The 20,679-nt window shown below is 72.1% G+C and carries 19 protein-coding genes, 1 tRNA gene and 1 pseudogene; 9 read left to right on the plus strand and 12 right to left on the minus strand.

Annotation, left to right across the window (positions count from 1 at the left end):
- Nucleotides 1-147: 147 nt before the first annotated feature.
- Nucleotides 148-390, minus strand: a complete 243-nt coding sequence (locus tag ACQUFX_RS32490; RefSeq protein WP_428963934.1) for a helix-turn-helix domain-containing protein — start codon at nucleotides 388-390, stop codon at nucleotides 148-150.
- Nucleotides 391-536: 146 nt separating this feature from the next.
- Between ACQUFX_RS32490 and ACQUFX_RS32495 the strand changes: the two genes are divergently transcribed.
- Entirely contained in the window at nucleotides 537-1,805 is a 1,269-nt protein-coding gene (locus ACQUFX_RS32495; RefSeq protein WP_428963935.1) for a hypothetical protein, read from the plus strand.
- On the opposite strand, the gene ACQUFX_RS32500 is transcribed toward ACQUFX_RS32495, so the two are convergent.
- From ACQUFX_RS32500 to ACQUFX_RS32540, 9 genes are all read right to left on the minus strand, one after another.
- Entirely contained in the window at nucleotides 1,785-2,819 is a 1,035-nt protein-coding gene (locus ACQUFX_RS32500) for an NAD-dependent epimerase/dehydratase family protein (protein WP_428963936.1), read from the minus strand. The two genes, ACQUFX_RS32495 and ACQUFX_RS32500, sit on opposite strands and share 21 nt — an antisense overlap.
- A gap of 127 nt (nucleotides 2,820-2,946) precedes the next feature.
- A complete protein-coding gene (locus ACQUFX_RS32505; RefSeq protein WP_428963937.1) occupies nucleotides 2,947-3,453 on the minus strand; it encodes a hypothetical protein in 507 nt (168 codons plus the stop codon).
- Entirely contained in the window at nucleotides 3,443-4,432 is a 990-nt protein-coding gene (locus ACQUFX_RS32510; RefSeq protein ID WP_428963938.1) for a hypothetical protein, read from the minus strand. Before ACQUFX_RS32510 ends, ACQUFX_RS32505 begins: the two co-directional genes overlap by 11 nt.
- Before the next feature lie 428 nt (nucleotides 4,433-4,860).
- Complete coding sequence (locus ACQUFX_RS32515; RefSeq protein WP_428963939.1) at nucleotides 4,861-6,348, minus strand: tyrosine-type recombinase/integrase; 1,488 nt, start codon at nucleotides 6,346-6,348, stop codon at nucleotides 4,861-4,863.
- A gap of 68 nt (nucleotides 6,349-6,416) precedes the next feature.
- Nucleotides 6,417-6,489, minus strand: a tRNA-Arg gene (locus tag ACQUFX_RS32520).
- 108 nt (nucleotides 6,490-6,597) lie between these two features.
- Nucleotides 6,598-7,593: an alpha/beta hydrolase gene (locus ACQUFX_RS32525; RefSeq protein WP_428963940.1), complete on the minus strand. Its 996-nt coding sequence runs from the start codon at nucleotides 7,591-7,593 to the stop codon at nucleotides 6,598-6,600.
- 149 nt (nucleotides 7,594-7,742) lie between these two features.
- Nucleotides 7,743-8,177 carry an HPF/RaiA family ribosome-associated protein gene (locus ACQUFX_RS32530; RefSeq protein ID WP_428963941.1) on the minus strand — a complete coding sequence of 145 codons (435 nt, stop codon included), beginning with the start codon at nucleotides 8,175-8,177 and terminating at the stop codon, nucleotides 7,743-7,745.
- A gap of 256 nt (nucleotides 8,178-8,433) precedes the next feature.
- Complete coding sequence (locus ACQUFX_RS32535) at nucleotides 8,434-8,943, minus strand: hypothetical protein (protein ID WP_428963942.1); 510 nt, start codon at nucleotides 8,941-8,943, stop codon at nucleotides 8,434-8,436.
- Nucleotides 8,940-9,476 carry an RNA polymerase sigma factor gene (locus ACQUFX_RS32540; RefSeq protein ID WP_428963943.1) on the minus strand — a complete coding sequence of 179 codons (537 nt, stop codon included), beginning with the start codon at nucleotides 9,474-9,476 and terminating at the stop codon, nucleotides 8,940-8,942. Before ACQUFX_RS32540 ends, ACQUFX_RS32535 begins: the two co-directional genes overlap by 4 nt.
- A 296-nt stretch (nucleotides 9,477-9,772) precedes the next feature.
- Between ACQUFX_RS32540 and ssb the strand changes: the two are divergent.
- The 3 genes and pseudogenes from ssb to ACQUFX_RS32555 all read left to right on the plus strand — a co-directional run.
- A pseudogene (gene ssb, locus ACQUFX_RS32545) lies at nucleotides 9,773-10,387 on the plus strand (single-stranded DNA-binding protein); the annotation flags it as partial.
- 377 nt (nucleotides 10,388-10,764) lie between these two features.
- Nucleotides 10,765-11,907, plus strand: a complete 1,143-nt coding sequence (locus ACQUFX_RS32550; RefSeq protein WP_428963944.1) for a cobalamin biosynthesis protein — start codon at nucleotides 10,765-10,767, stop codon at nucleotides 11,905-11,907.
- Complete coding sequence (locus ACQUFX_RS32555; RefSeq protein WP_428963945.1) at nucleotides 11,904-13,466, plus strand: cobyric acid synthase; 1,563 nt, start codon at nucleotides 11,904-11,906, stop codon at nucleotides 13,464-13,466. Before ACQUFX_RS32550 ends, ACQUFX_RS32555 begins: the two co-directional genes overlap by 4 nt.
- Before the next feature lie 76 nt (nucleotides 13,467-13,542).
- On the opposite strand, the gene ACQUFX_RS32560 is transcribed toward ACQUFX_RS32555, so the two are convergent.
- Nucleotides 13,543-13,944 (minus strand): rhodanese-like domain-containing protein, encoded by a 402-nt coding sequence (locus ACQUFX_RS32560; RefSeq protein WP_428967150.1) that lies wholly within the window; start codon nucleotides 13,942-13,944, stop codon nucleotides 13,543-13,545.
- A 216-nt stretch (nucleotides 13,945-14,160) separates the two neighbouring features.
- Between ACQUFX_RS32560 and ACQUFX_RS32565 the strand changes: the two genes are divergently transcribed.
- The 5 genes from ACQUFX_RS32565 (at nucleotide 14,161) to ACQUFX_RS32585 (ending at nucleotide 19,758) form a co-directional block, all read left to right on the plus strand.
- Nucleotides 14,161-14,784: a uridine kinase family protein gene (locus ACQUFX_RS32565; protein WP_428963946.1), complete on the plus strand. Its 624-nt coding sequence runs from the start codon at nucleotides 14,161-14,163 to the stop codon at nucleotides 14,782-14,784.
- Nucleotides 14,785-14,905: 121 nt separating this feature from the next.
- Nucleotides 14,906-15,997: a M48 family metallopeptidase gene (locus ACQUFX_RS32570; protein WP_428963947.1), complete on the plus strand. Its 1,092-nt coding sequence runs from the start codon at nucleotides 14,906-14,908 to the stop codon at nucleotides 15,995-15,997.
- Between the two features lie 56 nt (nucleotides 15,998-16,053).
- Nucleotides 16,054-17,436, plus strand: coding sequence for a dipeptidase (locus ACQUFX_RS32575; RefSeq protein WP_428967151.1), 1,383 nt, complete (start codon nucleotides 16,054-16,056; stop codon nucleotides 17,434-17,436).
- Nucleotides 17,437-17,498: 62 nt separating this feature from the next.
- Nucleotides 17,499-17,705 carry a hypothetical protein gene (locus tag ACQUFX_RS32580; protein WP_067371319.1) on the plus strand — a complete coding sequence of 69 codons (207 nt, stop codon included), beginning with the start codon at nucleotides 17,499-17,501 and terminating at the stop codon, nucleotides 17,703-17,705.
- A gap of 199 nt (nucleotides 17,706-17,904) precedes the next feature.
- Entirely contained in the window at nucleotides 17,905-19,758 is a 1,854-nt protein-coding gene (locus ACQUFX_RS32585; RefSeq protein WP_428963948.1) for an ATP-dependent DNA ligase, read from the plus strand.
- 31 nt (nucleotides 19,759-19,789) lie between these two features.
- Here the strand turns inward: ACQUFX_RS32585 and ACQUFX_RS32590 are convergent, their stop codons facing one another.
- Nucleotides 19,790-20,626 carry an SURF1 family cytochrome oxidase biogenesis protein gene (locus ACQUFX_RS32590; RefSeq protein ID WP_428963949.1) on the minus strand — a complete coding sequence of 279 codons (837 nt, stop codon included), beginning with the start codon at nucleotides 20,624-20,626 and terminating at the stop codon, nucleotides 19,790-19,792.
- Nucleotides 20,627-20,679: the final 53 nt, after the last annotated feature.

Below are 20,679 nucleotides of genomic sequence, written 5' to 3' on the forward strand. Positions count from 1 at the left end.
GGTGGTGGCGGCAGTGGTTGCTGCTCTCCGGGCGGGCATCGGCCCGGCGGAGGTTGAGCGGCTGTCGCCCTTCAGTAGTGCCTACATTCGAAAGCTGGCGCGAGAGCACGACATCCCGCCCGCGCCACCGGGGCCGAAGCGGGCCGGTTAGCTCGCGGCCCGCAGTGCATAGCTACTCGCGTCGACCAGGCCGTGCGTCAGCGCGGTCTCTTCCATGTCATCAATGGCGCGGACGGGGATCACGAAGCGCCCCCGGACCTTGATGGCCGGGAATTGCCCGGCGTGGATCGCGCGGTACAGAGTCACCTCCGACATGCCGAGGATCGCTGCGGTGTCCGCGACTGACCGGAAACGAGGGCGATCCTGCCGAGCGGCGAGGGGTTTAGCCACGGGACTCTCCTCAGTAGTCTGTGATTATCGTTCGTGTTGGCTTGCTGGCACCCAGTGAAGTCGAAGACGGGCGATCCGCCCATGCAAGACCAGTGCAACGGCGCGGCAATCCGATGCAACATGCACGGGGGACCACGGTGGCGACGGTGGATCAGTGGACAGGACGTCTTGCCTGCTCGCTACAGGCCGCCGGTGGCATGACCAACGAGAGATTCGCCGGTTGGCTCGGCATCGCGGTGCGGACCGTCGCCTACTGGCACAGCCGGCCGGACACGGTACTCGGGAACGCCAATCAAGAGCTGCTGAACGCCGCACTTGACCGGCTCACCGACTCGGCGCGGTCGCGCTTCGTCGCGAGCATCAGCCGGACGCCGACCGGTGAAGGAAGCAACGGCAGCGGCGGCGGTGTTGTTGATTTCGTGAGCGACGCTGCCGACGCAATCGCAAATGACTCGCTGCTGGCGAGCATCGGAGTACCGCACGATTCCATCGAGGCATTGCAGCAGGACATGGCGCTCTTGGCCCGGTCGGGCGGGATGGCTGCCTTCGACATGTTTTCAAGCGCGCGGCGGCTACGCGACGAGGCGCGGACGCTCGCCGAGCGAACCCGCCGGCCACTCGACTTGGCGGACCTGTACATCATCATCGGCCAGGGAACGTCGCTGATGGCGTCCACTGCCTTCGACCTTGGGCACTGGAACGAGTCGGCAGCGCTGGCCAGGGCGGCAACCCAGTACGCCGACCTAGCCGGACACGCCTCGCTGAAGGCATGGACGTACGGCCTGCAAATGACGCTGGCGAACTGGCGTAACGAGCCGGATGCGGCCCTGAGCTACTTTGCTCGGGCGATGCGGGCGGCACCGGACGGTGAGCCGAAACTGAGGCTGCGCTACATCGCGTCTCGCTCTCATGCCCTGCTCGGTGACTCTGCATCGGTAGCCGCTGTCCTTGAAGCGGCTAGGCGAGACAGGGACTCGGCGGAGAGCCAGCCCGACGAACTCGCGACCTCTATCGGCGGTGAGTTCGCCTTCGGAGACGCGCGGGCCGCAGCTTGCGCCGCTGCCGCGTGGCTTGATCTCCGCAACGGTGAGCAGGCGGCGAGGTACGCCCGAGATGCACTGCGGGTGTACGAGTCGCTGCCAGCGGCCCGCCGGCCGTACTCGCAGATCAACGGCACGCACATCGACGTGGCCGCGGCGCACCTCTACATGCGAGACAAGGACGGGGCGGCGGAGACGCTGCGTACCGTCTTGGGCCTGCCACCTCAGAAGCGCAACGTCTCCTTGACTGGTCGGCTCTCACGGATCGAGCGGCTACTCGGCGAGGCCCCATGGGACGGCGACGCGGAAGCGGGCCAGCTCGCCGAGCGCATCTCGGTGTGGCTGTCGGAAACCTCAGCCCGTCCGCTCACCTGACCGTCGCCAGGCGTCCAACACCTGTCCTTCCTTCTCTCGGCTGATCCCAATCTCGGCGGCTCGATCGTGGGCGCTGACCTCGCCGCTCTCCATCATCCACCGCCAGGTGTCGCGCACCGTCTCGGCCAGCGGTCGACACCGAAGCCCGGCGGCCTGCGCGGCGCTCGTGTCGACCCGCCACACGCCGTCGAAGGTGCGCCACAGCGGCAGCTCCGACCATTGGCGTACGCCGTACCTAAGCAGAGCATCGTTGGGTACCCAGGTAAAGGACGGATCGGATCGAGTGACGTGGGCGCACTCAGTCAGCATGTCGCCGAAGGTCGCGCCGTCTACCGGGGCGCAGACGTTGAACGGGCCGGACAGTTGCTCAGTGATGGTGTGCAGCGTGAACGCGGCCAGGTCGCGTACGTCGACTGGCTGAATGGTCCGGTCGGGGGATCCCGGCGCCAACACCTCGCCACCGGCGGCCACGCGGCGCAGCCACCAGGGCAGGCGGCCGACGTACTCACGGGGACCAAGCACCACACCGGGCCGCAGAATCGTCGTCCGGTCCACACCGAACGCAGCGACCGCCGCTGCCTCGCATCCGGCCTTCTGGTAGCCGTAGCGGGTTGGTCCGTCCTCAGTGTCGGTGCCGTAGTCCGGGCCGCTGTCTGGTGGGCAGTAGAGCACCTGGGCTCGCTCGCTCAGCGGTTTGACCGGCCAGTCGCGGTAGACGCTGACCGTCGACATGAAGACGTAGCGGCCGGCGGTGGGCGCGAGCGTGCGGGCGACGGAAAGTGTGTTGCTCGGTACGTAACCCGAGGTGTCGACCACGGCGCCCCAGGGGCCGGCGGCAGCGAGGCCAGCTATGTCTCTCGGGCAAGTCCGGTCTCCCCGGATAGTCCGTACGGCCTCTAGATGCGGGTCCGAGGTGCCTCGGTTGAACGTGGTCACCTCCCAACCTGCATCGATCGCGGCTGTGACGATCGCGTGGCCCACGAACCAGGTTCCGCCGAGCACGAGCAATCGCATACGAACATCATGCCTATCAGGCGATCAGTTGCCCAATCGGGCACTTGCTCTGGTCAAGGCGCGCCGCGCAAGCGCGGCGGGCCGCCCGCAGCCCGTCTGCTGGTGCTGCCCGAGGAGAATTTCCAGCTCAGGAACGGAAGGCTGTATATGCGGCTTGTGTTCTCTTCAGGGCCATAAAGATCGTCAACAGCAAATGAACCAAGAGTGCAACTACGATTGCGCTGATGAGAACGCCGAGTGGTCGATCCTTTTCGGTAGTGCTAACCGCAACCATCAATACCGCCGTCGCCATGATTCCCGCCAAGACTGCGTAGGCGACGTTGCTCACAAGTTGATCCACGAGCTTCGACGTGCGGCTTCCCTTTGGAACGCGAGGATCGTCCGTAACGCGAAGACCAAGCGTAAACACGTGGACTAGGAGGCCAAAGAGCAGTGCGGTAAAGACCGACACGCCGGACAGTAGACCCTCCACGCCTCTTAGTCGAAAACCGGTGAAGTAGGCGACTGCTCCGAGGACAAGAGGAAGCCCGTAGAAAGTCAAGTAGTCGGTGACGCGGGCCTTGTCCGTCCGCTGATCAACCAGAGTCTTGAGATGATTGGTTACGAGTGGCCTGACCGACCACTTAGTCGCCACGGACCGCCCCCATTCTCACGTTAAGTTGATCTGCGCTCCATGCGCCCTTGTTCCAGTTGGAAGAAATTTCCATCCCGAGCTGTTGCATCAGCACTGGTACCACGCGCTCCATCGCGCCGAAGACGACGTCATCGGTTGGCCGTCCGTCCCCCTTGTATGGAATGAGGTAGGCCAACGCTGGTGGCTCCTCTCTGCCAATGATCAGTTGGCGTTGCTGGTTGCCGTCGTCCAGGTCAAGGCGCGTTTCGTCCTTCTCTAGCTCGGCACTGAGTCCGAGTATCTGCTGGGCCTTCACCTCCTTGGACAGCAGTAGATCCTTGAGGCGCTGCCCGAGCCCGGCAGCGCCTCGCCTCGGCTTTACTTCATACCGCAGGCGACCGACAACATCGGCGCTGACTCCTTCCGCGATGTCACTAGATATCCCATATCGAACTACTTGCACACCCGTCAACTTCGCACGTTGCAGGTACTCGCTCCAAGCCTGATGGTCGATCAGGCTTTCGTGGTGGAGAATCAATTGCTCGTTGAGCATTCGTCGTCGAAAAGCTGCCTTCATCTGCCTAAGAAAGAAGCTGGCTGATCCGCGTCCGCCGTAGCGCTCAGCGAAATAGAGGGCGGTATCGCCCTTGTCGGGTACGACCAGCATGTTTCGAGAAAGAACGGTTGCAGACTCGTCTCTAGCAAACTTGTGCGTGGTTTCATGGTTCTTGACGTTAATCATCTCCCCTTCTTGGCCGTAGCCTCCGTAGCCCGCAGTGAAGCGGACCTGCTGGCCGGCGGGTGAGATGTCGTTGACGGAAAAGTACTGTTGGTAGCGGTCGTCGGTGAACGGGCTATCGCGGATCGAGGCCAAGAATCCGCGCGCTAGATGCGCGACGGACAGACCGTTGCCGTCAATGTTTGCGACGTCGACTTTATTCTCAGGGTGCATGCGAGGAGCAACCTTGAGTCCATAAACCGCAAACGCGTGCTTCGCCACTTTCTGTCTCCGCCTCCCGTGACTTCGCGTTATGTCAGACCAGGCAATGTACGCCGATGGGTGGACGTGAGCAATGCCTAGCAATGGGGGCAATTCTGGGCGAAATTCGTCTTCCGGGGCACATGATCCTGCGGCAGTGCGCGTTGTGGCGTCACGTGTCATCAATGCGACAGGCGAGCACCCCGCACGGTCGTGCAAGGATGCGGGCCAAGGCGGGCCGAAATCCACGACTGCCCGCCACGTTGGCGTTTCTAAGTGCCAGGCTCGGACACAGTTTCGGTCGCCAGTAGGTCAGCGGTCCGCATCTGGTCCGTTGGCCGTCAGCGGGCAGCAGGGGAAGAGCGATCGATACCGAGAGAAGTGGTTTCGCCGGTAGAACTTGATTCCGTAGATCGTCGGTTTTCGGTTCTGATCCCGTAATGCTCAGCTCAGACACCCGCGACGGTGGCTCGGCGGCCTCGGGCAACGCTTACCAATCCCTCTGATACCAAGAGGCCCACAGCTCGGTGAGCGGTACCAACCGCGACGCCATGCGTCACAGCGAGTTCGGCAACCGTGGGAAGTTGGTCGCCAGGCCGAAGCCGACCAATGGCGATCAGCTCGCGCAGTTCGGCGGCAATCGCTTGGTACGGACTGTGCGCCGCAGTCCGTTGAGTCGGCCCGACTGGCCGAGGCGGCATTCGAGCAGCCAGCGTCCGGGCGGCCCGCTGGTCCGACTCCGACAGCCAGGCGGCGTAAACCCTGAGCGTTGTCGTCCCACCGCCGCCGTGGCCGAGCCGACCCGCGACCGTCCGCACGTCGACTCCAGCGTTGATCAGTTCGGTAGCCGAGTAGTGCCGTAGGGAGTGGATGTGGCTGTCGATCCCGAGCCGGGTGGCGAGCCGGCCATACCGCTGCGTGATGGTGTCGGGCCGGTAGCCACGGCTGTTGTCCGGCTCGGGGGAGAAGACGTAGTCGGCAGGGTCGGCGTCCGCGTCGAGCTGCGCCAGGCGGTCAAGGTGCCGGCCGTTCAGCTCGCGCAGCACCTCGATCGTCTCTGGGTCGAGCGCAACCCGCCTCTGCTGGTGTGTCTTGGTGTCCTTCTCTCGCAGCTCGCCGTTCTCATCGAGGTAGGCGCTACGGCGAAGCGTCAGCACACCGGCGGCCAGGTCGAGATGCTGCCAGCGCAGCGCACACAGCTCACCGCGTCGGGCACCGGTTGTCATGGCGAGCCAGACCAGCGCGCCCCAGTCCGGGTCGCGCCATGCCTCGTTGATGATGCGGGCCGCGTCGGCAGGGTTCGGTGGCTGCGGGTCGGGGTGCGGTGGTGCGGGCGGCTCGGCCTGCCCGGCTGGGTTGACGGCGATCCAACGCCACCGAACCGCACGGCTGAGGGCTCCACTGAGAATCCAGTGAACCTGGCGCACAGACGACGCGCTGAGTGGCTTGCAGACGTGCGGGCGGCATTTCGCGGTGCAGGTGTGCTCACCTGCTACGCGGTGCTTCACGTACGTCTTGCCGCCGCACCAGTCTCTGCAGCGGCGCAGGCTCGCGTAGAACGACTCCAACGTTTCGGCGTCGAGTCGGCCGACCGACAGCTTGCCGAGCACCGGTCGTACGTGCTTGTTGAGCTTGTTGACGTAACCCATGCGGGTGGTGGCCTCGATGTCGGCTACCTCAAGCCACCGGTCTAGAAGTTGGTCGAGGGTGGCGCGGGTGCGCGGGTTGCGCCGCTCGTCCACCTGGGCCAGCAGTCGCGTACGCGCCTTCTCGGCTTCCTTGGCGGCGGTGCGACCGGCGGGGATCGTCTCAGTCAGGTAGTGCCGCTTGCCGCTGATCGGATCGACACCGGCATAGACCTTCACGCGCAGTGACCCGCTGGGGAGGGTTTCGATCTCGCCGCGCTGGCGCTTGGTGCGTCCGTTCGAGGCTGCCACGCGGCCACCGTAGCGCGCTCGCACCACGAATAGCCCCACGCGAGCCAGTCAGATCGGAGAAGTGGCAGTGCGCCCGGCAGGATTCGAACCTGCGGCCTTGGGATTAGAAGTCCCCTGCTCTATCCGCTGAGCTACGGGCGCGCGGCGTGCGTGTCGCGCCAAGAGGGTACCGCCGTCCGGGCGGTGGTGGGTGGCACGGGGCGGGCGGCTCACCGGCGGCTCGTCGCGGATCGGACCCGGTGGCGGGTGTCAGCCGGCCGCCCCCACCGGCTCCGGCTCCCGTGCGGTGGTGGTGGGACCGGTGTCGAGGAAGCCCTCGGCCCAGCGGCCCACCTCGGCGAAGACCTGTTCCCGGACGGCCGGGCCGGAGAGGGTCAGGTCGTGCAGCCCGCCGTCGAAGCGGACCACGGTGACGTGCCGGCCGAGGCGGGGCGCCCAGCGGACCATGTGCTCGACGTCCAGGACGGCGTCGGCCACGTTGGCGGCCTCCTGCCAGCGGCGGCCCCGGAAGCTGCGCAGCGAGCAGGCGACCAGCACGGGCACCGGGATGGCCAGCCCGGCGCGGAGGCGGAGCTGAGCGGTGCGGATCGCATCCAGCCAGCCCAGCCGGACCGGGAACCCGGCCAGCGGCTTCCAGCTCAGGTCGTAGCTCCACTCGCCGTGGTGGTCGGCGTGCAGGCTCTCGCCGTACACGGTGTTGAGGCCGTGCGGGAGGACGCGCAGCGGCGACCGCCGGCCCAGCCGGGCGACGACGGCGGCCAGCGGCCGACGGATCACCCAGGGGACGTTGAGGTCGAAGAAGGGACTGTTCAGGACGAGGCCGTCGAGGGGGCGGCTGTCGCGCCGGGCGTCCGCCCAGAGGGACATGATCAGGCCACCGGTGGAGTGGGCCATGCCGAGGACGGTGGAGTGGCCGTCCCGGTCGCGGATGATCGCGGTGGCGGCGTCCAGCTCGGGGAAGTAGTCACCGACGTCGCGGCAGAAGTTCGGGGTCTGGTGCGGCAGCAGGCTCCGGCCGTACTTGCGCAGGTCGAGCGCGTAGAAGTCCCAGCCCCGGGTGGCGAAGAAGTCGGCGACGTGGGTCTGGAAGAAGTAGTCGACGAAGCCGTGCACGTAGAGGACGGCGCGGCCGGTGGGGCGGTCCGCCATCCGACGGACCAGGGTGGCGACCACCGGCCCCTCGTCGTCGGTGCCCAGGTCGATCGTGTGCCGCTCGTAGGGCGGCCCCAGCACGTCCGGTTCCACGACCACGACGGTACGCCCGCAGTCGTCCTCGGCGGTAGCCCTCCGTCGCCCCTCCGACTCCGCTGGGTGGCACCCCCGTCCGCCGGGAAGGTCCGACGGACGGGGGCGACCCTGCCGGGTACGCCGGGCCCGGGGTGCCCGGAACACGGTCAGCGGGTCTCGGCCCCGGCCCCGGCCTCGGCCCGGGGCTGGTCCGGATCGGGCAGGGCGACCGGCTCGCCGGTGGCCGACGTCACGTCCCGCAGGTGCTTGTTGTTGCGGGGCTCCTGCCGGGTCTTCGCGTCGTTCAGCTTCCGGCGCAGGTCGTCGCGCACGTCGTGGAGGGCGGCCCGCAGGTCCTGCTCCGAGGAGGTGGTGACCACCTTCTGCCGGCCGGCGATCCAGCACTCCAGGGTCACCCGCTGCCCCCGGGCCTCGCGGTTCTTCACCGACACCTCCAACTCGGTGGCGTCGGCGTGGAACGTGGCCAGGCGGCTGTCCAGGGTGGCGAACTGCTCGGCGATCCAGTTCCGGTCGCCCTGCGAGAACCCGGTCCCGACGCGCAGGCACTCGGCCACGGTCGCCGGGTTCGTCACGGCGCTCATCACCGCACCTCGCTCTCGGCGCGGACGGAGCCGGTCGTACGGGTTCGGCAGAGAGTCATCGTGCGTGGCCCCTTCTGATCGGACGGGCCGCCCGGAGGGACGGCGGGCCGTCGTGGTGCTCGGTTGATCACAGCTGTACCCAGTCCCGCCCCGTCCGGAACGCCCCACCGGACTTCTGTCTCCCCCGGTCCCACCCGGTCCCGGTCCCGCCCCGGTCCACCCGGGGCAAGCGGGCCGGGCGGGACCGGGTGAGAGGTCAGCTCCGGCGCGGCTCGTCCGGTGCGGGTCCGGGGTCCGGGCGTCGGGCGGCTTCGAGGTCGCGCCGCAGGGCGAGCAGCGCCCGCCGGTGGGCGCGGGCCCGGGCCAGCGCCACCCCCGCCGCGCCGACCAGGGCCGCGCCGACGCCAACGGCGGCCACCAGCTCGGTACCGCTGCCCTGGGTCAGCGCGATCGCCACCGTGCCCAGGGTGACCAGCGTGCTGGCGCAGAGGGCCAGCCCGGCCGCGACCACCCGGTCGGCGGCGAACAGCGGACGCCGGCCCAGCGCCCACCCGGCGACCCCGGCCCAGGCCAGGCCGACGACGATCACGGCCGCGAAGGCGACCTGGGTCCGGGCCGGCAGCGGCTCCGGCTCGGTGGCCCACAGCGCGCCGACGAGCACCGCCGTGGCGAGGCCGCCGAGGCCGGCGAGGACGTGGCCCACCCGGCGGGCCGGCGACATGTCGCGCAGCACGTGGTCGGCGGTGAATCCGGGACGGTCGGTCATGCGAAGTACCCCTTCTCGACGAGGTGGTCGTGCACCATCCGGCGGGCGCGGTGCAGGCGGGACTTGACCGTGCCGGGCGGGACCGTCAGCACCTGCGCGCACTCCTGCACGGTGAAGTCGTGCAGGTAGAACAGGACGAGCACGTCCCGTTCCCGGGGCGGCAGCCCGGCCAGCCCCTCCTCCACCTGGCGGCGGTCGAGCACGGTGGTGGCGACGTCGTCGGGTACGGCCTCGTCGTCGTCGACCGGCGCGACCCGGCCGTACCGCTCGCGCAGGTGGTTCAGCACCGTCCGGCGGACGATGGTGAACAGCCACGGCGCGAGCCGGTCCGGCTCCCGTAGGCGGGGCAGCGCCCGTAACGCCGTGGCCCAGGCCTCCTGACTCACGTCGTCGGCCGCGTCCGGCGCGTCCAGCATCCGCCGTACGTACCGCCACACCGGTTCGTGCCAGCGTTCGACCAGCTCGGCCAGCGCCTGTCGGTCACCGAGCTGTGCGCGTACGACCACCAGGGCGTCATCGTTGTCCCGCTGCACATCGTCTCCCGTCCATCCGGCTCGTCTCCTCCTCCGTCCGGTCCATCCGGCCTGTCATGCCCGAACAGTCGCGGCCGGAGTGCAACCGGTTCATTCGGCGCGGACCCGTACGACGCCCCGTGACCTGCGGGGCGGTGACGTCTAGCACAACCAGCCCGTGATCAGGCGGTTGTCCACAGGACGCCCGGCTGTCCACAGGTCATCCCCGGGCGGTGGCGTCGGTCGGCCCGGTACGGCCAGGCTCGGCGTCGAGTCGACTCACCACGACAAGCCCGATCCTTCCCACTGGAGTGATCATGTTTGAGACCAACGTGACCGTCGTCGGTAACGTGCTGACCGCCCCGCAGTGGCGGCGGACCGCCCAGAGCAACACCCTCGTCGCCAACTTCAAGGTCGCCTCCACCGCCCGCCGCCTCGACCGGGACAGCGGCCGGTGGGTCGACGGCAACAGCCTCCGGGTGCGCGTCAACTGCTGGCGCAAGCTGGCCGAGGGGGTGGCCGCGTCGGTGATGGTCGGCGACCCGGTGGTGGTCGCCGGCCGGCTCTACACCCGGGACTGGACCGACGAGGCCGGCAACCACCGCACCCACTACGAGCTGGAGGCGGTGTCCGTGGGGCACGACCTGGCGCGGGGGCGGAGCCGCTTCGTCCGCAACCGGCCCACCGCGACCACCAGCGCGGTGGAGGACGCCGAGGCGGAGCGCCGGGTGCACGGGGAGCCGACCGAGCCGGTCCCCGCCGGGCAGGCCCCCAGCACCTTCGACGACCGCCCGTTCGACGACGAGTTCGAGCTGCCGAGCCTCGGCGCTCCCCGGCGTGGCCCGTCCCCGCTGGACATGCCGCCCCTCGGCGGTGGCCCGCGTGGCCGGTCCCCGCTGGCCGAGTCCGGCCCCGACGACGGGCCGGCGGAGGACTTCTCCCCGGTGGCGGAACTCTCCCCGGTGGCGGACCTCTCCGGGGCCGGGCACCTCTCCCCGGTGGAGCGCCTCTCCCCGGTGCGGGCGCAGAGCGGTGCCGGGGATCTCGACGCGCTCCCCGACGAGGAGCCGCTCTCCGACCGGGACGATCTTCTCGACGAGGACGTGCTCACCGACGGGGACGGTCTGCCCGACGAGGAGGCCACGGGTGTGACCGGTGTGGTCGACGGGGGGCCGGCTTCCGGAGAGCCGGCGTCGACCCGGCCCGGCCGGAGCCGCCGGGCGCGTGGTCGGGTACCGGAACCGGCCTGAGCCGAGCGGGGGCGGTCGGCCGGCGTCGGCCCTCGTGTCGTACGACTAGGCTGCCGGCCATGGGGGGTGACGGGGTGCGGCGGAGACTCGCCGTGGCGAACGCGGCAGGACTCGCGGCGGGGTACGCCCTGGACGCGCTTGTCGGTGACCCGCGCCGGTGGCATCCGGTGGCCGGGTTCGGGCGGGCCGCCGGTGCCCTGGAACAGCGGGCCTACCGGCCCGATCCGGCGGCCGGGGCGGTCTTCACCGGGCTGGCGGTGGGCGGGCCGGTCCTGCTCGGGGCGGCGGCCACGGTGCTCACCCGGCGTCGTCCGGTGACCCGGGCGGTGCTGGTGGCGGCCGGCACCTGGACGGTGCTGGGCGGCCGGACCCTGCGCCGGGAGGCGACGGTGATGCGGCACGCGCTGCGGCGTGGTGACCTTCCCGCCGCCCGCAACCGACTGGGTCACCTCTGCGGGCGGGACCCGTCGCTGCTGGACGAGTCCGAGCTGGCCCGGGCCACCGTCGAGTCCGTCGCCGAGAACACCTCCGACGCGGTCGTCGCGCCCCTGTTCTGGGGAGCGGTCGCCGGGCTGCCCGGCCTGCTCGGCTACCGCGCGGCGAACACCCTCGACGCGATGGTCGGGCACCGGTCGGCCCGGTACGCCCGGTTCGGCACCCCGGCGGCCCGCCTGGACGACCTGCTCAACCTGGCACCCGCCCGGCTGACCGGGCTGCTGACCATCGCCGTCGCCCCGACCGCGCACGGCGACCGGGAGCGGGCCTGGCGGGTGTGGCGGCGGGACCGCAACGACCACCCCAGCCCCAACGCCGGCCAGTGCGAGGCGGCGATGGCCGGCGCGCTCGGGGTCCGGCTGGGCGGGCGCAACAGGTACTTCGGGCGGACCGAGACCCGGCCGTTCCTCGGTGACGGGCCCCGTCCCGAGGCACGACACCTGAAGCGGGCGGCCCGGATCTCCGGCGCGGTCGGCCTCGCCGCCCTCGGGGTCGCCGCCGTGTACCCGGTGACCCTGGGGCGGGTGGTCGCCGCCGCCGGCCGGTGGGGCTGGACGGCGGCGGCCCACACCGCCCGCTCGGCGGCCCGTCCCGTGCCGTCGGTGCGCCGGCTGCCGGCGCTCCCCGGCACCCGGGTGGGCCGGGCCGGTGCCGGGGCCACCCCGAGCGCCGGCGGCGGGCGGGCCGGCACCGGGGGGTCGCGGTGAGCGGGGGTCTGCTGGTCGCGGGCACCACCTCGGACGCGGGCAAGAGCGTGCTGACCGCTGGGATCTGCCGCTGGCTGCACCGGCGCGGGGTGCGGGTCGCCCCGTTCAAGGCGCAGAACATGTCCAACAACTCGGCGGTCGTCGTCGGCCCCGACGGGCGGGGCGGCGAGATCGGGCGGGCCCAGGCGATGCAGGCCGCCGCCTGTGGCCTCCCGCCGGACCTGCGGTTCAACCCGGTGCTGCTCAAGCCGGGCAGTGACCTGTCCAGTCAGGTGGTGCTGCTCGGCGAGGCCGTCGACACGGTCACCGCCGGCACCTTCCGCACGCTGCGTCCCCGGCTCGCCGAGACCGCGTACGCGGCCCTGGCCGAGCTGCGGGCGGGGTACGACGTGGTGGTCTGCGAGGGCGCCGGGAGCCCGGCGGAGATCAACCTGCGGGCCGGTGACTACGTCAACATGGGGCTGGCCCGGCACGCCGGCCTGCCGACGATCGTGGTCGGCGACATCGACCGGGGTGGCGTGTTCGCCTCGATGTTCGGCACCGTCGCCCTGCTGGACCCGGCCGACCAGGCGCTCGTCGCCGGCTTCGTGATCAACAAGTTCCGGGGGGACCGTGGGCTCCTCCAGCCGGGGCTGGAGATGCTGCACCGGGTCACCGGCCGCCCGACGTACGGGGTGCTGCCGTGGAGCCTCGACCTGTGGCTGGACGCCGAGGACTCGCTCGCCTACGGCCGGGTGCTGGGCCGGCCCGCCGCCCCGTACGGCACCGAGTGGCTCGACGTCGCTGTGGTCCGGGTGCCCCGGATCAGCAACGCCACCGACGTCGAGGCCCTCGCCACCGAGCCCGGTGTCCGGGTCCGGCTCACCGTCGAGCCGGCCGAACTCGCCGCCGCCGACCTGGTCGTCCTGCCCGGCTCGAAGTCCACGGTGGCGGACCTGGCCTGGCTGCGGGAGACCGGGCTGGCCGACGCCGTGCGCGGTCACGTGGCGGCCGGCAAGCCGCTGCTCGGCATCTGCGGCGGCTTCCAGATGCTGGCCCGCGCCATCCACGACCCGGTGGAGAGCCGACGGGGCAGCGTCCCGGGGCTGGGGCTGCTGCCCATCGAGATCACCTTCGACCCGCGCAAGACCGTCCGCCAGTCGGCCGGCACCGCCGCCGCCCATCCGGGCGTCCCGGTGCGCGGCTACGAGATCCACCACGGGTTCGTCTCCACGACCGACCCGGGGCTGCCCCCGTTGCTCACCGGCCCGGACGGCGCGGGTGAGGGCGTCCTCTCCGGAGTCCTGCACGGTACGCACTGGCACGGGGCCTTCGAGTCGGACGAGTTCCGCCGTCGGTTCCTCACCGACGTGGCCCGGCTCGCCGGGCGCTCCGGCTTCCGGGTCGCGCCGGACACCTCGTTCGCGGCGGCCCGGGAACGCACCCTGGACATTCTCGGCGACCTGGTCGAGGAGCACCTGGACACCGATGCCCTCTGGCGGCTGGTCGAGTCCGGCCCGCCGGCGGGTCTGCCCTTCGTCCCACCCGGCGCCCCGCGCCCTGACCCGCACCGGGCCTGACCCGCCCCCGCACGCCGACCCGCCTTGGGCCTGACCCGGCACCGGGCCGCATCCGGCACCGGGCCGCATCCGGTGGTCAGTAGCGGACGTCGGCCGGCTGCTCGGCGGTGGGCAGTCCGGCCGCCAGCCAGGCCTGGACACCACCGATCATGTCGGTCGCCGCGAGCAGGCCGAGCGCCCGCAGACTGGCGGCGGCCAGGCTGGAGCTGTACCCCTGGCGGCAGGCGACGACGATCCGCCGGTCGTAGCCGGTGGCCTCGGGAATGCACCAGGCGCTGGCCGGATCCAGCCGCCACTCCAGGACGGTCCGGTCGATGACGATCGCCCCGGGCAGGTTGCCCTGCGCCCGGCGTTGCACGTCGGTACGGGTGTCGACCAGCAGCGCCCCGGCGCGGACCGCCTCGACGGTCTGGTGCGGGGTGAGCCGGCGTACCCCGGCGCGGGCTTGTTCCAGCAGGGCGTCCACGCCCGGACTCATCACGTCATGCGGCACCACCCGATGATGCCGCCCGGGTCGTGGCGCTGACCGGGGAACGGCACGCACCGGTCCGACGATCACGCGAACGGGGAGCGTGCGGCCGGAGACCGACGGTTCCCGCCGGTCGGTCGGCGTCAGCGCCGGCCCGGGTGGCGGTGACCGGTGGCGTCGGCGTCGGTCGGGTGGCGGTGACCGGGTGCCGCTAGCGTCGGCCGGGTGGCGGTGGTGGTGGTCGAGTCGTACGCCGATCTGGCGCGGCGGGTGTGGGCCGGCCCGGCCCGGTTGGGGCGTACCCGGTTGGTGGCGGTGGACGGGCCGAGCGGCGCGGGCAAGAGCGTCTTCGCGGCGCGGCTCGCGGACGCCCTCGCCGCCCGGCCCGGCTGCGGTCCCGTACCGGTGGTGCACACCGACGACCTGCTCGACGGCTGGGCCGACCAACTGACCTTCTGGCCCCGGCTGGAGGGGTCCGTGCTCGCGCCGCTGCGGGCCGGTCGACCCGGCGCGTACCGTCGGTACAGCTGGGTCCGCCGGGAGTTCCTGCCCCGTCCGGTGCCGGTGCCGGTGGCCCCGGTGGTGCTGGTGGAGGGGGTCAGCGCGGCCCGGTCCACGATCCGGCCGGAGCTGACCCTCGCCGTCTTCGTCACCGCCCCGGCCGAGCTGCGGTTCGTCCGCGCGGTGGCCCGGGACGGCCCGGGCATCCTGTCCGACCTGCGACGATGGCACACGGGGGAGGCGGCGCACTTCGCCGCCGACGGTACCGCCGAGCGGGTGGACCTGGTGGTGGACGGCGCCCCCCGGCTGCCCCACGACCCCGGGCGGTACTACCTGCGCCGGGGGTGACGACCCGGGCCGGAGCCCACCGGGCGGGGTGGGCCCGGCCACCTGCGGATGCCGGCCGAATGGACGGTGCCGGTGCGGTGGGGCACCATCGGGACAGGCACCGAGGCAGCGGGGAGGCCAGATGACAACGGGCGACGCACCGGCGCGGCGTCGGATCGCACTGACCGGCATCAGCTCCCGGGCGTGGGAACACCCGGCGGACCGGGGGGCCCTGGTCGCGCTGCGTGAGCTGCGCGGTTTCGACGACGTGGTGAAGTCGTTCTTCGGGATGTGGAACGAGCGCGGCTTCCGGCTGTCCTACCTGGCGGCGGGCATCCGGGTCGACCACCGGCAGTATCCGGCGCTGCACCAGCGGTACGCCGAGGCGGCCACCGCGCTGGACGTGCCCGAGCTGCCCGAGCTGTACGTCACCCAGTCGCCCTGGCTCAGCGCGGAGGCGATCGGGCTGGAGAAGCCGTTCATCGTGCTCAGCTCGGCGTGCGTGCAGCAGCTCGACGACGACGAGCTGCGCTGCCTGCTCGGGCACGAACTGGGGCACGTCGGCAGCGGGCACGCCGTCTACAAGACGATCCTGGCGATCCTCACCCGCTGGACGGCCAACCTGAGCTGGCTGCCGGTGGGTGCGATCGCGCTGCGGGCGATCATGGCGGCGATGATGGAGTGGTGGCGCAAGGCGGAGCTCTCCGCCGACCGGGCCGGCCTGCTCGCCGGCCAGGATCCGGCGGCCGCGCTGCGGCTGCTCATGAAGCTCGCCGGGGGCGGGGACCTGTCCCAGGTCGACACCACCGCCTTCCTCGAACAGGCCGCCGAGTACGAGGGCGGTGGCGACCTGCGGGACAGCCTGCACAAGATCCGGATGACCGCCTGGAACACCCACCCGGCGCCGGTGGCCCGCGCGGCCCAGCTCCGGCAGTGGATCGACTCCGGTGCGTACGGGCGGGTGCTGGCCGGCGACTACCCGCGCCGCTCCGCCGACGGCGACGCCCGGATCTCCGAGGAGATCAAGGCGGCGGCCGACGAGTACCGGGAGGCGTTCGAGCGGTCCACCGACCCGCTGGTGGGTCTGCTGCGCCGGGTCGGCGACGGGGCCGGTGACCTCGGCACGTGGGTGGGCGGCGCGGCCGGTCGGGCCCGGTCCTGGATGGACGCGGCGAACGAGGCGGCGGAGCGGACCCGGCGCGGCGACCCCGGCGGTGCCCCCGGCGGCCGGTGACCGGCCGGACACGGGGCGGTGCCCGGCCTACGATGCCCGTCATGACCACACCGATCATGTCCGACGCCGAGCTGCGGGCCGCTGTCGAGCGCGAGCTGCCGGGCGTCCGCGCCGACCTCGAACGCCTCGTCCGCATCCCCGGGATCGCGTTCGAGGGCTTCGACCACGCCCACGTCGAACGGTCCGCCGAGGCGGTGGCCGAGCTGCTGCGCGGCTGTTCTCTGGACGTCCGGATCGTCCGGTCCGGCGGACAGCCGGCGGTGATCGGTACCCGGCCCGCCCCGCCCGGCGCCCCGACCGTGCTGCTCTACGCCCACCACGACGTCCAGCCGGTCGGTGACCTGTCGTTGTGGGAGTCCGACCCGTTCGAGCCGGTCGAGCGGGACGGGCGGCTCTACGGGCGTGGGGCCGCCGACGACAAGGCCGGCATCATGGCGCACGTCGCCGCGCTGCGCGCGTACGGCGACACGCTCCCGGTCGGGGTGGTCCTCTTCGTCGAGGGCGAGGAGGAGTACGGCTCCGACTCGCTGGAGCGGCTGCTCGCCGAGCACCGGGACAGCCTCGCCGCCGACGTGATCGTCATCGCCGACTCGGCCAACTGGGATGTCGGCGTACCGGCGCTGACCACCTCGCTGCGCGGGATCGTCAACTTCTTCGTCGAGGTGCGGACCCTCCGGCAGGCCGTGCACAGCGGCATCTTCGGCGGCGTGGTGCCGGACGCGCTCACCGTGCTGGCCCGGCTGCTCGCCACCCTGCACGACGACGCCGGGAACGTGGCCGTCGAGGGGCTGACCGGCCGGGCGGGCGCGACCGTCGACTACCCGCCGGAGCGGTTCCGGGCCGAGGCCGGTGTGCTCGACGGGGTCCACCTCGTCGGGACCGACCGGATCACCGACCGGCTCTGGACCAAGCCGTCGCTGGCGGTGCTGGGCATCGACGCCCCGGCCACCGCCGAGGCCCCGAACGCCCTGGTCCCGCAGGCGCGGGCGAAGATCAGCGTCCGGCTCGCGCCCGGCGACGACCCGAAGCAGGCGTACGAGGCGCTGCGCGCCCACCTGGAGAAGCACGTGCCCTGGGGTGCGCGGCTGGACGTGCTGCTGGAGCAGGGCGGCGCGCCGTGCGCCATCGACGCCACCGGGCCGATGTTCGACGCGGCCCGGTCGGCGTTCCGGACGGCCTGGGACGGCACCGACCCGGTCGACATCGGCATCGGCGGTTCGATCCCGTTCATCGCCACCTTCCAGGAGATGTTCCCGCAGGCGGCGGTCCTGGTGACCGGGGTGGAGGACCCGCAGTCCCGGGCACACGGGCCGAACGAGAGCCTGCACCTCGGCGAGTTCGCCCGGGTCTGCCTCGCGGAGACGCTCCTGCTGTCCCGGGTCGCCACCGCCGGCACCGCCGCCCCCACCGCCGGCGGTGATTCGGTGTCGAAACCGTAACGTCCCGTTTTGGCTGCGGCTTCACGGCGTGTCGCGGTTTCGGATGGGATAGCCTTTCGAACATGAGTACGAACGAGGTGATGGTGCGGCTGGAAGCCGCCGTCAGTGCTCTGGGGGACGTCACGGTCTCCGCGTGGTCCGAGGACACGCTCAAGGAACAGCTCGGCGAGCTCTCCGTCGCCCTGGTCACCCTCGACGCGTTGCTGTCCCGGGTCGCCGACGAGGTGCGGGCCCGGGGCCTGCGCATCGAGGAGCCGGTCTCCGCCTGAGTCGCCGCGCCCCGACGGGCCGGGCCGGCCTCCGGGCCGGCAACGGGACCCGGCCCGGGGCGGGCCCGGACCGGTGGCGGCAAACACCGGTCCGGGCCCGACCCTGGGGGTTTCCGCGCGCCTCGGCAGGAGCCGGCTCACGGTTTCGAGGTTTCCGCAACGGCCGGCGTCGCCGTCGCCGGCTGGGCAGGATGATGCTGTGCGTTTTGTCGACCTGGCGGCCACCTCCGCCGCCGTGACGGCCACCAGTGGCCGACGGGCCAAGGTGGAGTTGCTGGCCGCCGCGCTGCGGTCGCTGGCGCCGGGGGAGGTGCCGGCCGGCTCGGGCTACCTCGCCGGTGAGTTGCGCCAGCGGCAGACCGGGGTCGGCGGGGCGAGCCTGCGCGACCTGCCGCCCCCGGCGGCCGAGCCGACGCTGACCGTGGCGGCGGTCGACGCCACGATCGACGAGATCGCCGCCGTGCACGGCCCCGGTTCCCAGGCCCGTCGGCGGGACCTGCTCGGCCGCCTCTTCGCCGCCGCCACCGCCGACGAGCAGCGGATGCTGGTCGGCCTGTTCAGCGGCGAACTGCGCCAGGGCGCGCAGGTCGGGCTGCTCACCGAGGCGGTCGCGCGGGCCGCCGAGGTGCCGGTGCCCACCGTCCGGCGGGCCCTGCTGCTCGCCGGTGACCTGCGTACCGTCGCCGCCGCCGCGCTGCGCGGCGGCGCTTGCGCGTTGGCCGAGTTCGGGCTCCAGGTGGGTCGCCCGCTGTCGCCGATGCTCGCGCAGAGCGCCCCGTCGGTGGACGCCGCGCTCGCCTCGATCGGCGTCCCGGCGGTGGTCGACGTCAAGCTCGACGGGATCCGCATCCAGGTGCACCGCTCCGGTGCCGACATCGCGGTCTTCACCCGCAGCCTCGACGAGATCACCGGCCGGGTGCCCGAGGTGGTCGCCGCCGTCCGGTCGCTACCCGGCCGGGAGATGGTGCTCGACGGCGAGGCCATCGGGCTGGACGAGACGGGCCGCCCGCTGCCGTTCCAGCAGACGTCGAGCCGCGCCGCCCGTCGCGGCGCCACCCCGCCCGGCAGCACGCTGCCGGCCACCCACACGATGGGCACCGACGCGGTGGGCAGCGACGCGGTGGGCAGCGATGCGGTGGGCACCGGCATGGTGGGCGCCGACGCGGGGGGCACCGGCATGGTGGGCGCCGACGCGGGGGGCACCGGCATGGTGGGCACCGACGCGGGGGACACCGACGTGGCGGGCACCGGGGAGGCCGCCGCCTGGGCGGACGCCGCCGAGCGGGCGGAGGCCGCCACGGGCGACGCCGGGTTCCCCGGTGGCTCGCACGCGGCCGGCGTCGCGCAGGTCGCCCCGGCGGTCCGGGCCGCCGCCGCGCGGACCGGGGACTCCGTGCTGACGCCGTACTTCTTCGATCTGCTGCACCTCGACGGGGAGGATCTCATCGACCGGCCCGGCCGGGAGCGGTGGTCGGTGCTCGCCCGGGCGGTCGACCCGGCGTTGCTGGTGGGCCGGGTGACCGTCGACGACACCGAGCAGGCCGGGGCGGCCTTCGCCGCCGCGCTCGACGCCGGGCAGGAGGGGGTGGTGGTCAAGGCGCTGGACGCCCCGTACGAGGCGGGCCGGCGCGGGGCGTCCTGGATCAAGGTCAAGCCCCGGCACACCCTCGACCTGGTCGTGCTGGCCGTGGAGTGGGGCAGCGGCCGGCGCAAGGGGTGGCTGTCCAACCTGCACCTCGGCGCGCGTGACCCGGGTACCGGGGAGTTCGTCATGCTCGGCAAGACGTTCAAGGGGCTCACCGACGAGACGCTGCGCTGGCAGACCGAGCGGTTCCTGGCCCTCGCGGTCGAGCACGGCGACTGGGTGGTGCGGGTCCGCCCGGAGCAGGTGGTGGAGATCGCCTTCGACGGCGTGCAGACCAGCTCCCGGTATCCGGGCGGCATGGCGCTCCGGTTCGCCCGGGTGCTGCGCTACCGGCACGACAAGACGGCGGCCGAGGCGGACACCGTCGACGCGGTCCGGGCCATCCACGCCGGGCACCCCGCCCGCTGACCCCGCGCCGCAGGTCGGCGCGGCGGGTCGGTCAGGCCGGAGCGGTCGGGGTGGGGTGGCTGTCGGGCTCGGCGGCCCGGTCCAACGGACGGGTGTCACGGGTGTCGAGGCCGGCGGCGCGGCGGGCCTCCCGGCGGGCCACCCAGCCGTACCCGACCAGGGCCATCGCCGCGAAGGCGTACCACTGCACCACGTACCCGAGGTTCTGCCAGTTGTTGGCGTGCCCGATCGGTACCGCCCTGAAGGCCGCGTCGGCGGCCGGGGTCTGCTCGTCCAGCAGCAGGTACGCCCCGTACACCGGGTACGGCAGGTGCTCGGCGAGCCGGGGCACCGTGATCCGGCGGGTCTCCAGCAGCCCGTTGCGGTCGCTCACCGCCCCGGACGCGCTCTCGCTCGCGTGCACCCGGCCGACCACGGTCACCTCGCCGGTGGGCAGCGCCGGCACCTGCGGCTGGGCGGTCGCGCCGCCCGGGGCCGGGGGGATCCAGCCCAGGTCGACCAGGACCGCCGTGCCGTCGGCGAGGAGGAGCGGGGTGACCACCTCGAACCCGACCCGGCTGTCCACCGTCCGGCCCCGGACCAGGATCTGGTTCGCCGGGTCGTACCGGCCGGTGACGGTGACCCGGGACCAGGTGTCCTCCGTCGCCGGCCCCGGGCCGGCGGTGCCCGCCGTGCCGGTCGGGGTGGGGACCTTCGACGCCAACGGCACCGGCGTCGCCGTCGCACCGGCGTCGATCCGCTCGTTGATCGCGCTGCGACCCCGGTAGCGGTCCAACTGCCAGTCGGCGAGCTGCACCATCACGAACGAGGCGAACAGCGTCAACGCGAGAATCCCCAGCCAGCGGGGGGTCAGGAGGAACCGGTACACAGCACGAGGCTACTCCTCGGTCCCACCGCCCCCGCCGCGTCCTCCGGCGGCGC

This window comes from Micromonospora fluostatini (assembly GCF_050410825.1).
GTDB classification, from domain to species: domain Bacteria; phylum Actinomycetota; class Actinomycetes; order Mycobacteriales; family Micromonosporaceae; genus Micromonospora; species Micromonospora rosaria.